Annotated in this window: 11 protein-coding genes; all 11 read right to left on the bottom strand. The window is 27.0% G+C overall.

The window, feature by feature from the left end; translation table 11 throughout:
• Positions 1 to 4 precede the first annotated feature (4 nt).
• Entirely contained in the window at positions 5 to 502 is a 498-nt protein-coding gene (locus QP548_RS08770; protein WP_061426834.1) for a PH domain-containing protein, read from the bottom strand.
• Positions 503 to 717: 215 nt separating this feature from the next.
• Positions 718 to 2,508 carry an ABC transporter ATP-binding protein gene (locus QP548_RS08775; protein ID WP_061426832.1) on the bottom strand — a complete coding sequence of 597 codons (1,791 nt, stop codon included), beginning with the start codon at positions 2,506 to 2,508 and terminating at the stop codon, positions 718 to 720.
• Positions 2,508 to 4,319, bottom strand: a complete 1,812-nt coding sequence (locus QP548_RS08780) for an ABC transporter ATP-binding protein (protein WP_061426830.1) — start codon at positions 4,317 to 4,319, stop codon at positions 2,508 to 2,510. Before QP548_RS08780 ends, QP548_RS08775 begins: the two co-directional genes overlap by 1 nt.
• A 321-nt stretch (positions 4,320 to 4,640) precedes the next feature.
• A complete protein-coding gene (locus tag QP548_RS08785; protein WP_061426828.1) occupies positions 4,641 to 5,594 on the bottom strand; it encodes a CAP domain-containing protein in 954 nt (317 codons plus the stop codon).
• 793 nt (positions 5,595 to 6,387) lie between these two features.
• A complete protein-coding gene (locus QP548_RS08790) occupies positions 6,388 to 8,802 on the bottom strand; it encodes a glycoside hydrolase family 2 protein (protein WP_061426826.1) in 2,415 nt (804 codons plus the stop codon).
• A 274-nt stretch (positions 8,803 to 9,076) separates the two neighbouring features.
• A complete protein-coding gene (locus QP548_RS08795; RefSeq protein WP_061426824.1) occupies positions 9,077 to 10,018 on the bottom strand; it encodes a hypothetical protein in 942 nt (313 codons plus the stop codon).
• Between the two features lie 255 nt (positions 10,019 to 10,273).
• Positions 10,274 to 11,056: a TIGR02206 family membrane protein gene (locus QP548_RS08800; RefSeq protein WP_061426823.1), complete on the bottom strand. Its 783-nt coding sequence runs from the start codon at positions 11,054 to 11,056 to the stop codon at positions 10,274 to 10,276.
• 405 nt (positions 11,057 to 11,461) lie between these two features.
• Positions 11,462 to 12,379 (bottom strand): polysaccharide deacetylase family protein, encoded by a 918-nt coding sequence (locus tag QP548_RS08805; RefSeq protein WP_061426822.1) that lies wholly within the window; start codon positions 12,377 to 12,379, stop codon positions 11,462 to 11,464.
• Between the two features lie 226 nt (positions 12,380 to 12,605).
• The gene (locus tag QP548_RS08810) at positions 12,606 to 12,953 is read right to left on the bottom strand and encodes a hypothetical protein (protein ID WP_061426821.1); all 348 of its coding nucleotides are present in this window, start codon (positions 12,951 to 12,953) and stop codon (positions 12,606 to 12,608) included.
• A 329-nt stretch (positions 12,954 to 13,282) separates the two neighbouring features.
• Positions 13,283 to 13,657 carry a DUF956 family protein gene (locus QP548_RS08815; RefSeq protein ID WP_061426820.1) on the bottom strand — a complete coding sequence of 125 codons (375 nt, stop codon included), beginning with the start codon at positions 13,655 to 13,657 and terminating at the stop codon, positions 13,283 to 13,285.
• Between the two features lie 172 nt (positions 13,658 to 13,829).
• Positions 13,830 to 14,741: a PTS system mannose/fructose/sorbose family transporter subunit IID gene (locus QP548_RS08820; protein WP_057230965.1), complete on the bottom strand. Its 912-nt coding sequence runs from the start codon at positions 14,739 to 14,741 to the stop codon at positions 13,830 to 13,832.
• Positions 14,742 to 14,755 lie beyond the last annotated feature (14 nt).

Here is a 14,755-nt window from a genome sequence, read left to right on the forward strand (position 1 = left end):
ATGCCTAAAGCTCCTCTCTAACATTTTCATTAATCTTAACTCTTAAAAATTCTCTAATCTTTTCAACTTCCTCTTTATCAAGATTAGGAATCTTATAACTTCCCCCAGCAGTTCCTATCTTTACATCTGCCAAATTAAACTTTCTATTTACTGGCCCTTCACTTAAATTTATATTCTGAATTCTAACTATAGGAATAGTTACACTTCTTTTGAAAAAAACTCCCTCAGTGAAGAATATCTCTTCCTCATCTATTCTGTAACTCCACTGTTTGTATTCAAAAAAAGGCTCAATATAAGCACTTAAAACTGTTATCCCTATAATTATAAAGCTTAAAATATTAACTATTCTCATGTGATTATTCAAAATATAATCAGCCCATTGAATATCCATCTTAGGTAAAACAAATATAATTCCTAAGTAAATAACCACTAATACAATTAATCCTATTGTTCTCCCTAAAATCCATGACTTAATAGCTTTATTGCTTAGCTTTTTTTCCATTAATCCATCCCCCATTCAATTTCTGTTAACTTTTCCTTAAAATATCATAACTAGTCTTATTAAGTCAATTTAAAACCTAAGAATTAAGCAAAGTTTAAGAAAGAATCTATTGTAATATAAAAAATCACCTTCCTAAGTATTTAATAAAAGCTTTTTTCTTCTATCTACCTAAGAAAGTGATTAAACTCTATCTTTTTGTCTTCTAAATATAAATATTAAATATAATATTGTGCTTGAGCACTATACATAGTTTCATACTCATTACCTTTATCTTTTACAAGTTCATCATGAGTTCCATATTGAATAAGTTTTCCTTTTTTAAATACTGCTATGTTGTCACAAAATCTACAACTAGATAATCTGTGAGAAATATATATTGTTGTCTTTTTACCTATAAGTTCATTAAACTTACTATATATTTCATACTCAGCTTTTGGATCTAAAGCTGCCGTTGGCTCATCAAGGATTACTATTGGTGCATCCTTATAAACTGCCCTAGCTATGGCTAATTTCTGTGCTTGTCCCCCAGAAAACTCTATTCCACCTTCATCAAAGTTTTTATATACAGGAGTATTTATTCCCTTTGGTAACTTTTCTAAGTCTTTTCCAAAGCCACTCTTTATTAGAACCTCTTCTATTTCCTCATCCTTAACCTTATTAAAATCATTTAAAGCTATATTTTCCTTAATTGAAAAGGACATTAGTTTAAAATCTTGAAATACTACTGATAGAAGTTTCATATATTCATCATAATCATATTCATTTATATTAACTCCATTTAATAGAATTTCACCCTCTGTTGGATCATAAAGCCTTGCTAAAAGCTTTATAAAAGTGGTTTTTCCAGCACCATTTAATCCAACTACTGATAACTTTTCACCCTCATTTATTTTTATTGAAACATTTTTTAAGGTGAATTCTTTACTTCTTGGATATTTAAAGGATACATTTTTAAATTCAATATTAACCTTTTCTAAATTTCCAATCTTCTTACCTTCTTTAGTGTGTTTAGATTCTATATTTTCAAATTCCATAAAAGCCTGAAGATATCTACACATTTGTCTTACCATTACATAACTTCTAAAAAGATTAGATATGGAGTTACTAAAATTTATTGCAGCATTAGTGTACATAATAAAGTCACCAATTCCTATACTATTTATTAAAACTCTATAAGTTATATATCCATAAACTATAACCATTTGTAATTGTAATACTATTTCATTGAATCCTTCATACTTACCTACTTTACTAAATATCTTAATAAATGCATTGGTGCTATTTATATTAAACTGATCTAATTTCTTTACAAATAAAGGGGCTACATTATAAAGTCTTATATCTTTACCTGCTGAAAAATCATTTATTGTATTAATATAATATCCAAACTCCCTATTTAGTGGAATTAAGGAATCAAAAAATTTATGCTGTAACCTTTGAGATTTCTTATACATAAATGAACTTAAGAGAACAATTAAAATTATTAGGGCTATAATAATCCAATCTAGGGTTAAAATAAGACCTATTAATCCAATTACTTTAAATATCTCTGTTAATCCCTTAGATATATTGTAGGTAAGCTGCCAAATAGCTCCTTGATTTCTTATGGGAAATAAAGCTCTTTCCTTTAAGTTTAAAATCTCTGGATCTTCAATATTTTCAAAATCCAAGTCCATAACTTTCTTTCCTATAAGCAAATCAAAACCCGCTACTACCTCTTCATTTTTAATATTACATTTTTTCTCTAAAACTCTATTTATTAAGTTTAATACTCCATTACCTATTACAGTTAATAAAACTAACATAATAAGAACCTTTATTCTTCTAGCTCCTAAAAGTTCATCTATAATATACTTTGGCATTATTATATTTAAGAAAGGAACTGCTGCTGCAAATAAAGATGAAAAGAATAATGTTGGTATATAGGTCTTTGATATTCCATGAGCTAATTTTAAGAAATGCTTTATTATATATAAATCACTTGTGTACTTTTCTTTATTCTCCATTATGCTAAAGCCCCACTTTCTTCTTTATAATATTGTGCTTGTATATTAAACATATCACTATACTTGCCATTTTTCTTTAATAATTCCTCATGAGTTCCATACTCAACAATTTCACCATTTTCAAAGAAGGCTATAACATCACAGAACTTTGTACTTGCTAATCTATGAGATATATAAATTGCTGTTTTATCTCCAATTAGCTCATCAAATCCCTTATAAATATTATATTCAGCTACAGCGTCTAAAGCTGAGGTTGGTTCATCTAATATTACTATTTTTCCATTCTTATATAAGGCTCTAGCTAGGGCTAACTTTTGATTTTCTCCTCCTGATAATTCAACCCCTTCTCCATCTAAAATTTTTAAAAGCGAGGTATCTATTCCCTTTTGAAGAGAATTTATTTTATCTCCTACTCCAGCCTTTTCTATGCATTGTAAAACTTTTTCCCTATCAACATCTTCTAAATTCTCTAGAGAAACATTTTCTGCCACAGTAAATGCAAAGGTTTTAATATCTTGGAATACTACTGATAAGATTTTATAATACTCTTCCTTAGAAAAGCTTTGTATATTTATCCCATTTATCAAAATCTCCCCACTTGTTGGCTCATAAAGTCTACATAAAAGCTTAACAAAGGTTGTTTTACCTGCTCCATTAATTCCAACAATAGCAAGTCTTTGCCCCTTTTTAATCTTTAATGAAAGATTTTTATAAATATATTTATCTGTTTTTGGATATTTAAATGATACATTTTTAAATTCTATTTCATAAGAGCTATCAATAGGTATATCCCTAGTTTTTTCTTTATCCTCACTCTTTATTTCTAAGAACTCTCTCATATCATCTAAATACATATTTTGAGCCTTAATATGGGCTAAATCATCTAATATACCTTTCATCCAATCTCCAAAACCATTTATTGTTGAAAAATACATTGTGAAATTACCTATACCCATTCCTCTAAAAAGCACATCATATATTAAATACCCATAAACTACACATTCTCTTATTACAAGAAGTACTACATCAACAATCTTAACATTTAATTGTTTTCCTTGGACATCCCTAGATATATCTATTCTCTCTCCCCTAAATTTCTTAAATTTATCAATAAGTATATTTTTTAAGTCATATATTCTTATGTCTTTACCATAGGCAAAATCATACATTGTATCAAAGACATAGAAAGTTCTTCTATCCTTATCAGCAGCCTTTTCTTTTTGGCTATACTCATACTTTTTAACCCTCATAGTTAAAGCATAGCTTATTAAAACATTTATTATTAAAAATAATAAAATCCATGGACTTAAAAATAATACTATAGATATATATCCCACAAAGGCAGTTAACTTTCCAAAGAGCCCTAAAATTGTGTGATATACTCCTTCAACTCCTGTATTGTTACTCATAACTGCATTCATAACACTTTTTATTTTATTTAGAACCTCAGGATCTTCAGTATTTTTAAAATCCATTTTCATTATTTTCTCACTTATCATGGTCATATAGTCACATCTAATTTTAGTAACCCTAGGACTATATACACATCTAAGCCAAGCTATAGAGTAGTTCATAACTGAAGATAAAAGAAAAAATCCAACTAAAGTCATTAAGATTATTTCTACTCTTCTCTGTCCTAATAGTTCATCAATCAAAAATTTTGGTAAAAAAATTCCTATAAAAGGTGAAATAGATGCCAAAATAGTATAAACACCACACTGCGCAAACAAAACCTTGTCCTGACTCCAAGCATATCCCATAATATACTTAAGATTACTTAAAAGAGTACCCTTTTTCTTATTACCCCTCATAAATTCCATATCCTAATTCCAATTAACCCTATTTATTTCTCATCTTTAGCTCTAATTTATTAAACTATATTTTTTAACCCTCTCCTTTACCCTATTTAAATTTATTTTTTAATACCACAGCTATTCCATATAGGTTAACTATAAATTTTTAAAATATTATTACTTAAAAATAAAACCTACTTATATTATACACAATATACCAAAAATCCCATAAAAATTCATATTACTTTTTATAAAAAATTAATTTATTAAGCTAAAAACCCTTATAAAAAAAGGCGTATATCAAAAAACTTTTGATACACGCCTTTTAAAATTCTTATTCTATTTCATAAACTCTTGTGTAGCGTAATATGTATTTCCTATTTTATAAACTCCTACCCCAATAGAAGTAAAGTTAGGAGAAAGTATATTAGCTCTATGTCCTGATGAGTTCATCCAATTAGTCATAAATTGGTTAGCTATATTTGAATCTCCTGAATATCCACTTATGTAAGCTATATTCTCTCCCCATGCGTTATATGAAACTCCATCATCTTTCATTTTAGCTGTTATTAATTGTCCATTTGGATCTTCATGTGAAAAATATTTTCTCACTCCCATATCCTCTGACTTAATACGAGCATATTTTTGCATAGTGTTACTATAACTTAAAGGAGCAACCCCTGCCTTAGCTCTTTCTTCATTAACCTTATTGAATATCATTTGTTCAATTTGAGTTGCATAAGAACTACTATTATTTGATTGTTCTACTGGTTTCTCAACTTGATTTTCTACAGGCTTATTTTCTTGTTTTTGCACAGATTCCTTATTAGTTTCTTTCTCTACTTTATTATTTTCAACTGGTTTTTCTTCTTGTTTATCCTTTGAAGGATTTGCCTCTTTATTGTCACTTTGTGCAACTTCTTTATTTTCATTATTTGATTGAATAATCTCTAACTTTCCATTTTCATAATTAGATTCTACCTTTGTCTCTTCATCTTGTGGAGTATTTTTAACACTCTCTTCTTTTTTAGTAGTATCTGTTACTTTATCCTTAGAAAAATTCTTACTTATATTCTCAAAAACTTTAGTAAAAGGATTACTGCTTAAAATATTAGTTTCTTCCTTGGATTCCTCTCCTTGTTGTGCTTCTACCTTTTCTGAACTTTCATTTGAAACACTTTGGTTAGCTTGTACATTTTTATGAGATATATCGTTACTATTAAAATATCTCACCCCAGCACCTCCAGAACATAATCCTAAAGATAATAATATAGAAATTAAAATTTTACTCATGTTTTTCCCTCCTAGTTATCCTTTGTTTTTCCTAATAAGTATAACTAAAATACTTTTAGTCTTTCTTTGTAGAGGCTATTACTACTTAAATAATTTATTATATTTAAGTAAGAATAAAACTAAAAACCATTTAGCTATTAAATAAAAAAAGTGTTCTATCTTAACTACCTCTATATGTATAAGTCATCTTGGCTTTTACATCTTCTTGTAACCTTTAAGATCAACACTTTTTTCTAACTTAGGAATGAATAAATTATAAAGTCTTGTCCATAGACTTTAAATGAATTATATATGAATATTTAATCAATCTCCAGTTTTTCTCCTAAAATTCCCCAATATTATTACTGGTTATACAGTAAAAATAATTCTATAATAATAAATTATTCACCTTCCCCCTGTTTTTTCCTCATAATTCCTATATAAAATTCAAGGATATTTATTCTTAATTTAGCTAATAATATTAATGGACCCTCTTACTCTTAAAAATTATAATTTCGACAGTTGTCGTCCTTTCAAAAGTTACATAAAAAGGAGTTATATCAATTTAAACTTATAAATAAAAATTATAAATTCTTAGTATAATTCACTAACTCTCCAAATATGTTTATAATTCTTATATCTAAGTTTTGATATAACTCCCTCTTTTTATTTTAAATACCTTAACTAAATACTAAATTTTTAATATATCTTTAATCCTAAATTAATCTAAAGTACAACTTCACTTTTACCTAGAATATATTTGTTTAATTTTAAATTATTTAAGAGCTTCTATAAAAGTACTAATAAGTTAACTCTACTTAACTTCTATAGAAATTTCTTCTTCAAAGTACATGCTCTTAACTTTTATTTTGCAAAGTCCAGTTTGCCCTTGAGTTCTTACCCAGAAAGCTGTTGCTCCACCAGAGATTCCAAACTTACTTGGTCCCATTATACTTAAAGGTCCATCTATTTCTACTTCAATAAAATCATTATTTAAGAAAAGAACCTCTCCTAAGTTGTCTAAAAGTTTAACCACAATTCTAGTAGCATCATAACTTGTTTTATCTAATGAAAGTTCTAAATCATCTGGTGTAACTTCAAGTTTATTCATTCTTCTAAGCTCACCTATTTCTTTTGAAGCAACCTCTTTATTATCTATAAAGCCTTTTATTATTAAGGAGTTTTCCTTATCTCCCCAACCTCCAGCTAATTTATAAACTAAAGACATTATTTTAAATACAGGTATATTTACTCTTTCACTAAATTCTTCAATATATTTAAAATCTTCTTCAGCTAAATTAGTTAAATTAGAATCTTTTAATTTATTTAATACAAAGTCTTTAATTTCTTTTTTTGCTTCTTCAGTAAGAGGTATTTCTGAATCCATAGATAAAATATGTGAAACCTCTATTGGTGGATGTGGTAAATTAGGGAACTTTTCTTTGTTAGGATAATAAGTATCTATATATATTCCATCTTTAAATATTTTTATATAATCACAGTTTGTAAGCACTGTAAATGGAAGTATTGCTCCTCCATCTCTTTCTCCCTTAGCCCCTAAAGTAATAGGCTCTAAAACCACACCGTCTTCTACTTTCTTTTGGCTAGCATATGAATAAGCTGCATACTTAGGATTTCTGAACATATCAGAAACTCCATGGTAACAAATTTTATCTCCTGAACCAAAAGAACTATGTGTATTATAATCAAAAGCACACCATCCTATGGCTCCACTTATTTCATCTAAGCCAAAGGATTCATTAATAACTCTCAAATGTCTATAAGCATGTTCAACTTTTTTACATTCTTGATCAAAGCTTTTTGTTGGATACATATGCCCATTATACTCAGTTACTAAATAAGGAACTTTATCAGCTTGTCCTGTTACTTCACTTTGATTTCTTAATACTTTTTCTCCACCACTGTGTATAAAATCATTCATGGTATAAACATCTTCTAGGAAATCACTATTTTCTAAGTATCTAACCCCACCAGTTTGTCTAATAGGATCTAAACTCTTTGCCATAGCATTAGTTTTCACATAAAACTCATGACTATCTTGAGACTCATTTATTCTAACGCCCCATAAAACTATGGAAGGTCTATTATAATCTCTTTTTATCATTTCCTCTACATTTTTAATAGATTCTGTCTGCCAAGCTTCATCACCTATATGTTGCCAACCAGGTATCTCTTCAAAAACTAATAATCCAATCTCATCACATTTTCTTAAGAAATGTACTGATTGTGGATAGTGAGATGTTCTAACTATGTTAAGTCCTAATTCGTATTTTAAAATTTCAGCATCCTTTTCTTGAACCCTTTGAGGCATAGCATATCCTACATATGGATAAGCCTGATGACGATTTAACCCAACAAGTTTTACTCTTCTTCCATTTAAATAAAAACCATCTGGTCTAAATTCAGCCTCTCTAAATCCAAAGGTATCTTTATATTCATCTATAACTTCTGAATCTTTTAATAACTTAACCTTTATTTCATAAAGCTTAGGATTTTCTATATCCCATAACTTAACCATATTTAATTGGTCTATTTCTATAGTTTTAATACTTGTTCCTTCTTCAATTGGTAACTTTGTACTTAAAGTTTCTTCAAAAGTATCATCACCAAACTCTACAACAATTCCTAAATCATCTCTATGCTCTTCAAAATTGTTTATTTCTATATCAAGTTCTAATCTTTTTTCTTCTTTTAAGCAATCATATGCCCTTGCATATAAATTATTTATAAATATAGGTTCAACTATTCTTAAGGAAACCTCTCTATATATTCCTCCATAGGTTAAATAATCAACAACATATCCATGAGGAGGTATATCAGGTCTTTCTGTTGAGTCAACAACAACTTTTAATATATTATCTTCATTAATTTTTAAAGCATCAGTAATATCTATTGAAAAATTAGTGTAACCACCCTTATGTCCACCAACATGAATTCCATTTAAATATACTTCTGCGGCTATCATAACTCCTTCAAAATCTAAAAATACTTTTTTCCCTTTAATGCTATTATCAAACTTTAAAGTTTTAACATAAGTAGAAATAAACTGATATGATTTTTCATCAAAATAATTATATGGTAACTCTATATTTGTATGAGGTAAATCTACCCTTTCAAAATTACTAAAATCAAACTCATTTTTTAAATATTCATCTTTGTAATCATTTGCATAAAACCATTGATCATTGATATGAATTATTTTCCTCATAAATTCTCCTCCTAATTTTACGATTAATTCCATATAAATTTTAAGTTAATTATTACCATATATTAATTATACATGTTTTACTATGAACTTTCTTTTAACAAATTACAAACTTGAATAAAAACTAAAATTTTTCCAAAATAAAAACACTTTAACCACATTAAGATAATTCTTAACTTTAAGTTAAAGTGTCTTTATTTTATAATTTATTTTAAATTAAATTCTATTCTAATATTTCAGATTAAAATTTATACTAAATATAATATAAAAGGCTAATTTAATTTTCTTCTATTAATCTTTCTAATTTATCATTTAATAGATTCACCTTTAAACCTACACTATTTTCTTTTTCTTCTAATTTTCTTATTAAATTTAAAACCTTATTTCTAAAATCTTCAATCTTATATAGTGAATCATTGATTTCTCCTTGAACTGAAAAATCACTAAATATATTGTCAAAGAAAATATCAAAGGTATAAGAAAATCCACTTATATTTAAACCTTCATTAAATATAGAGGTATCTACATCCCCTAATTCCTTATTCAATCTATCTACTGAATAACTAAGTCTCTCCATATAAGTTTTAGCATCATCTATTCTATTATGCTTAATTGCTGAAGAAATCATTCCTCCTCCAACAATATCATATATTCCCCAATTCTTAGCACTCCTTAAGGATTTTAAGGTTTCTTCACTAATCATTAAGCAATTATTAGCTTCTCTTAAGGCTTCTGAAATTTCTGTCTTATTGCTTAGTAAATCATTTATTTCCTTTTCTATTTCAATTATTTCATCTCTTATATTTAGATTAAACTTTTTAACTAACTCTCTCTTTTCCCTTATAAGATCTTTATACTTACCTTCAATATTAATTAACTGCCCTAATCTATTGTTGTTTTCTTCTACATCATATCTTAACTTTTCCACCTTAAACTTAAAATTATCATATTTAAGTTTTGCCTCTAAATATTCTCTTTCTTCTTTTTCTAGCTTTTCATCCTTGTTTCTTAATATATTAGATATTAAATTAGAAAAAGATAAACTCTTTAACTTTTGAACATCCTTAAGCTCTTTATTTAAACTCTTTTCAAGCTCTATTAATTCTTTCTCCTTACTATTCAACTCACTTTCAAGTGATAAATTTCTCTTTTCAAGAGTTTCCTTCAAGGCCATATTTTCACGACATTCTTTTATTTTTTCATTTAAATCTTTAAGCATAACTTATTTTAGGGTACATAAAAATAAATCTTATAAAAAATCTTGAGGTAATATATTCATAAATTTTATATAAAACCTTTAATATGACCCTTTTCACCTCCCTAAAATCTTCTAACTATATTTAATACATTCTTTAAATCAAAACCTAATATACTTATATCCTCATTTTTATTTAGCTTAATTATAATTCTTTTTAAGCTCTATTAAATTCAAATAATCAATCCCATGTTATTTATATAATTTTCTTGATTAATCCTAATATTTAATTAAGGAATATTCAAACAAGCTATCTTTTTTATAATTACTCATATTAAATGGCAAATACATAATGAATATTCCTAATACAAAAATAAAATATGCAAATATTGATGTTGTAATAATATTACTTTCAACATTTATAAGATTAAGTATTTCATATCCATTTGGTGGATTTAAAAAGGCATAATTTGCATCAAATAAATAATTTGCTATAAAAGCGCAAATTGCAAATATAAAAGAAAAAATAAGTGCCTGTTTTACATTCTTACTTTTTACTTTAAATTCCTCTATTAATATTAGATATAATGAAGCTATTAATAAAAAATAATGTCCTATAAAAAATGTATAGTAAGTTATATGTGGAAAAATATAAGAATTAGTTATAGGTATCATTAATGCTCCTATAGCTCCTATTATTCCCCAAAAATAAGCTATTGATTTTGCAAAATCATTCCTCTTCCATATCAATCCTATTGCCGCCATAATTATTGCAATTCTACATGGATACAAAGGTAAACTTTCCTTCAAATAAAAATTAGGGAATCTAGAATACCATATTGCTAAAAAAATTTGAGTTGATATTAAAATAAGTGCTGTAGTTATTTCAAATGCTCTTCTATATTTCCACTTTTTTATTTTTTCTTTAAATATAATTGATATAAATATGGTTATTACTACACATAAAATAATCTTAAAATGTAAAGATGAAAATAACGGGAAAGTATAATCATCTGTTTTTATCCTAAATATTTCATTGCTAAGCTCTAACAATCTATTCAAAGTATTCTCCCTACTCAAAAATATTATGCTGAGTAGTTTCCTCCTTTTTAACTTTATTCTTAAACCTATTCTAAAACTCTATAAATTTATATGCCTTTTAGAATTCATACTCATATTCTTAATAATCCCTTATATAATCACATCCTTACTTAATAAATTTATTTTGTTAATTATATTATCTATTCTATCATATTAAAAACAAAGTATTTCTTAATTTATTTTTTAATTTATTTTTAAAATATTTTGTTTATTTTATTATAAAAAATTAAAGCTACTAATTTTATTAATCAAGTTATATATGCATAAAATTAGTAGCTTTTGACTTCTATTATTTACTTATTTTTAATATTATTTTATTTATATACTTTATTAAATATTATCTTTTAAATAAAACTTACAATATATTTATTTAATACTCTTAAATTCAAAGCCTTTACTTTGTAAGTACTCTATTATTCTTGGTAAAGCCTTAACTGTTTCTTCTTTTCCATAAGTATCATGCATTAAAATTACCACATTATCTGCATTAGGTCCTAAAGCTTCTACACTTTTCTTAGCAAATTCAACTAATTCATCTGCATTTTTCTTTTTCCCTTCTGCGTCCCCATTTAAAGCATTCCAATCAATGTTTTGTATTTGCTCTTGAATCATTTTTTCCTTCATAGGTGTTCTATCTTGCCAAGACCAATATCCTCCTGGGAATCTAACTACTTTTGTTGAGAAATCTTCACCTAAGACTTCTTTCATTAGATTTTCATTCTTATTTATGTCTGACATTATGTTATTTACATTCATCTTTCTATTAGGGTAAAGATACTTATAATCGTGACTATATGTATGGTTTCCTATGGCATGTCCATTTTTAACAATCTGTTTTAATAATTCTTTTGCTTTATCTCCAGCACTTATAGAATTTCCTGTTACAAAGAAAGTTCCTTTTATATTATACTTATCTAAAATCTTTAAAACTTCTGGTGTATTAGTTGTTGATGGTCCATCATCAAAAGTTAAATATGCTATCTTTTTACCATCTTTTCTAACTGGATATTGTAATGTTCCCTTTAAAAGACCATTAGTATATTCTGATACAACCTTAGCATCTTCTGCATTTGGATCTTGATCAAAAGGTAGGTACTCTAATCCATTTGTTTTTACCTTATCTTTACCTTCCGCCTTTTTTTCATCTGTTGTATCCTTAGATTCTACAGCTTCTTTATTTTCTGTGGCCTCAACCTGCTTTTTGTTTAGTGAATTACATCCTACAAAAGATCCTAAACATATTAACATACTAAAAACAAGACCCATTTTCATTATTTTTTTCATCTATTTATCCCCCGTGTTAATTGATTATTGCAAATTTATTATATAAAAATATAAAATATAAAAAAATACAAAATAGAAACAAACAGTTTAAAATTATTTTACTTTTTAATGTTATTTTAAAGAATAAAATATTTAAAGTAAAAATTTAATACTCAATTAATATCTTAACATACTTTCATAAAATAAATTAAATAAAAAATAAAAAGCCACTAATTTAAGCAGCTTTTTAGACGGTTGCCCATGCCATGTAATAGTCATCTTCATTATCCTTATTAAAATTGACCTTAACAACCTTATAAGAACTATCATTACAGCAACAAGTCATTTTATTACCATATTCATCATAGGTTCCTTTTTCGTAATATTCTTTTAAAGAAATAAAATCATATCCTAAGGAATGTACTGTATCTTTTAAATTTTCTACTCCAGTTCCTCTTATACCTAGCTCCTTTATTACATCGCATTGGCACTCTTCACATAGTGTCATGGCATATAAATTTAGCTCATCATCATAAAGAACTAACTCTACAGTACCACATTTAGTTAATAAATTTTTAAGGTTTTCTTTAAACATAAAATTCTCCCCCTTAAGTATAAACATATCATTACATTTATATCCTATAAGTAAAGACTTCATACATTAATTAACTTATGTATCTTAAAATTTATTATACTCCTCTATATTTTCTCAATCAAACTTACATAGAAAGCTTAAATCAGTAAAATTAATCAATATTCTTATTCAAGCTAATATTTGTTTACTTTTATACTAAAAATACAAATATTCCTTTAGACACTCTTTATTAAATTTTAAAATAAATATTCAATCATATTTATATAATTATATATTTTATTTTCTGAATTTCTATCTAATTTATTATAATAAATAAAAACTTTTTAAAGTTATTTCTTCTTAAATAGTGCTTTTACTTCTCTTTTCACAACATCAAAGAAACTTAATGACTTAACTATATGATTTGGATCAACATATTTTCTAACAGTACGAAGTACTTTCTTTGTTTCTTTAGAAGAAAATGAATATGTACCATTTTTCTTAGTTTTAATTGCATATCGTGGAATCCACTTTCCTTTGAACATCACTGATGCAATTACGTAGTCAACCTCTTCCCAAGGAATTTGGATGAACTTTCTATAATCATTAGAATTATAAAATTCAAATCCTTTATCACCAATCATTATTTGTCCATAATCAGCAAGACCTGAAAAAGATGTTGCATCAACTACTAAATCCACTTTTGTATTAAGTGATTGAACCATAGATATACCTCTTTCCTAATTAAATATATAAACTTATTTTACTTAATTATTTCTTTTCAAAATAAATAGCCCTTATGAAAGATTTTTCTAAACTCTCATTTAGCTTTTTTATTTTTAAGAAAAGCCTAGGCTAAGTAAAAAATATTATACTAACCTAGGCTAAATAAAAATATTACATTAATCCTATTACGTGGAAAACAATACCGATTATGAATAAAGCAAGAATAATTACAATTGGAGATACTTTCTTCTTAAGTAACCACATACAAAGGAATGTTAATAATAATCCTGCAAGTCCAGGAATTAATGAATCTAAGTTTCCTTGTAATGTTGTAACTTTATCAGCAGTTAAAGATAATCCAGCTGATTGTTGTAATAAGGCTTGCTTAATACCTTCTGCACCTGCTGGAAGGCTATTCCAATCAATATAAGCACCTGGGCTTAATTGAACAGTTGATACTACTGGAGCAAATTTAATAGATACCCATCTATTAACTAATGATCCTAATATAAACATACCAAGTATAGATGCACCTTTTGTAATATCTTGTAATAAGTTTCCTGATAAGTCCTCTGTAATACGAGAACCAGCTTTATAACCAAACTCTTGTGTGTACCAAGTAAATGCCATACGGATAATATTCCAACCTAAGAAGAATATTATTGGTCCTAATATGTTACCAGCCATAGCAAGTGAAGCACCTAATGCTCCTAATATAGGTCTAACAGTAAACCAGAATACAGGGTCTCCGATACCTGCTAAAGGTCCCATCATACCAACTTTAACCCCTTGAATAGTTACATCATCTACTTGAGCTCCATTTGCACGATCTTCTTCTAATGCTAATGTTACACCAATGATAGGTGAAGCTACATATGGGTGAGTGTTGAAGAATTCTAAGTGACGTGTTAATGCCGCTGATCTTTCTTCTTTAGTTTTGTATAATTTTTTGATTGCAGGAATTAATGAGAATGCCCAACCACCATTTTGCATTCTTTCATAGTTCCAAGATCCTTGAATGAAAGTTGAACGCCACCAAATAGAAAGACGATCTTTTTTTGTTAATTTTAAATTTTTCTCCATTTTCGTCTTCTCTC

The organism is Clostridium sp. UMB9555A (assembly GCF_030222355.1).
GTDB classification, from domain to species: domain Bacteria; phylum Bacillota; class Clostridia; order Clostridiales; family Clostridiaceae; genus Sarcina; species Sarcina perfringens.

Excerpts from the sequence above, each read along its gene's own strand:
- QP548_RS08810 (WP_061426821.1), bottom strand. The coding sequence starts at position 12,953 with ATGTTTAAAGAAAACCTTAAAAATTTATTAACTAAATGTGGTACTGTA.
- QP548_RS08770 (WP_061426834.1), bottom strand. The coding sequence starts at position 502 with ATGGAAAAAAAGCTAAGCAATAAAGCTATTAAGTCATGGATTTTAGGG.
- QP548_RS08795 (WP_061426824.1), bottom strand. The coding sequence starts at position 10,018 with ATGCTTAAAGATTTAAATGAAAAAATAAAAGAATGTCGTGAAAATATG.
- QP548_RS08780 (WP_061426830.1), bottom strand. The coding sequence starts at position 4,319 with ATGAGGGGTAATAAGAAAAAGGGTACTCTTTTAAGTAATCTTAAGTAT.
- QP548_RS08815 (WP_061426820.1), bottom strand. The coding sequence starts at position 13,657 with ATGGTTCAATCACTTAATACAAAAGTGGATTTAGTAGTTGATGCAACA.
- QP548_RS08805 (WP_061426822.1), bottom strand. The coding sequence starts at position 12,379 with ATGAAAAAAATAATGAAAATGGGTCTTGTTTTTAGTATGTTAATATGT.
- QP548_RS08820 (WP_057230965.1), bottom strand. The coding sequence starts at position 14,741 with ATGGAGAAAAATTTAAAATTAACAAAAAAAGATCGTCTTTCTATTTGG.
- QP548_RS08790 (WP_061426826.1), bottom strand. The coding sequence starts at position 8,802 with ATGAGGAAAATAATTCATATCAATGATCAATGGTTTTATGCAAATGAT.
- QP548_RS08775 (WP_061426832.1), bottom strand. The coding sequence starts at position 2,508 with ATGGAGAATAAAGAAAAGTACACAAGTGATTTATATATAATAAAGCAT.
- QP548_RS08785 (WP_061426828.1), bottom strand. The coding sequence starts at position 5,594 with ATGAGTAAAATTTTAATTTCTATATTATTATCTTTAGGATTATGTTCT.